The sequence below is a fragment of the Lactobacillus nasalidis genome, assembly GCF_016587775.1.
In the GTDB taxonomy this organism is placed as follows: domain Bacteria; phylum Bacillota; class Bacilli; order Lactobacillales; family Lactobacillaceae; genus Lactobacillus; species Lactobacillus nasalidis.
On the sequence record NZ_BOCG01000648.1, the window covers coordinates 1 to 1,399 of the forward strand.

The 1,399-nt window shown below is 54.1% G+C and carries 2 protein-coding genes; both read right to left on the reverse strand.

The window, feature by feature from the left end:
• The coding region (locus lacNas_RS12285) for a histidine phosphatase family protein (RefSeq protein ID WP_201346905.1) at positions 1-399 on the reverse strand (399 nt) is incomplete at its 3' end.
• A gap of 61 nt (positions 400-460) precedes the next feature.
• A complete protein-coding gene (locus lacNas_RS12290; protein ID WP_201331327.1) occupies positions 461-1,201 on the reverse strand; it encodes a sulfite exporter TauE/SafE family protein in 741 nt (246 codons plus the stop codon).
• Positions 1,202-1,399: the final 198 nt, after the last annotated feature.

The following is a 1,399-nucleotide window of genomic DNA, read 5'->3' on the forward strand; positions in this document are numbered from 1 at the left end:
GGTAACTTCTCTGAACTCGTAGATGCCGATGGTGTCGATGATCTTCTTGACGTCGGTCGTCGGCGGAATGCCGGCGGCCTTGGAGGCGCTGAGCCAGATGTCGTCGATGCTGCCGCCTTCAAAAGAGCCGTAGAAGACCTCCCTGAATTCCGGCAGCTTCTTGATCTTGCCGATCTCTGAGACCTGGTTGGCGTCCTTCATCAGGTGGACGGTGTCGATTGCCCGCTTCAGGTCTGACGAGTACATGTTGTCAAAATGAATCTGCGACAGGGCCGCCGCCGTTTTCTTCAAGTCATCGATGCCCTTGATGGTCAAAGGGGTGTCGCACCAGCCCTGGACCTTGCCCAGGCGGTTGAAGAGCGTTTCCCCATGTCTGACCAGATAAACTTCAGTTTTCACGCGAGTCCTCCTTAAATCAGTTACCACCATTCTAACTTAATTCGGCCGGTATTTGTAGTATCTAATGCCAGGCTTCGTAAGTCAGGTAGATGGCCAGAAGCACGGAGAAGAAGGCCGTGATCCATCTGACCCAGGCCGGCTTGAGGTATTTGATCATTTTTTGCCCGAAATAGCCGCCGATGAACAAACCGATCGCCAAGGGAAATGCCACTGGCCAGTTGACCCCGCCCTTAAAGGCAAACAGGGCCAGGGCCACCAGGTTGGCCAAAGACCCGATCAAGCTCTTGATGGCATTGATGACGACAAAAGGCGAATCGCTCAAGGCCGTCAAAAAGATCAAAGTCAGCACCCCGGATGCTGCCCCGAAGTAGCCCGCGTAAATGCCCGCCACGAACAAGCCGGCATAAGCGCCGATTCGGCCGAGCTTGGTTGTAGGCTTGGCCTGCTTTTGCCGGCCGCTGTAGAGCAGCAAAGCCGCTGAAAAAAGCACGAAGAAAGGCACCAGTTTCTGGAAGATTTTTCCCGGGAACTGGACCAGCAGCCAGCCGCCGATCAAGGCCCCGGTCAGCTGGAAGAAGGCGTAGCGCCAAAGCTCCCCCCAATGCCCCCGCATTTCTTTGAGGCAGGAGGACAGGGAGCCAAAGCCCGTGGTTACCAGGGCAGCCGTGTTGGTCATGTTGGCTGCAACCGGGCTGAGCCCGAAGAGCAGCAGGCCCGGGTAGGAAACCAAAGACGCCATGCTGGCGACCGCTGCCACGATGCCAGCCAAAATTCCTAAGATAATTAGATAAACAAACGACATTTCTTAACTGCTGCAAAAAATGTGTGCAATGTAGCCAAATAGTAATTTTTGACTACGTATGTCCAAAGACATGGATACAGACATTTTTCTTATTGCCGTCATCACCGGTATTCCGATATCCCAACAAGGGGGTAACCGCATTGACCAGCGCAGGTACCGAAGCACCACTCTTGCAACTTCATGGAAAGGCTCTCGCCA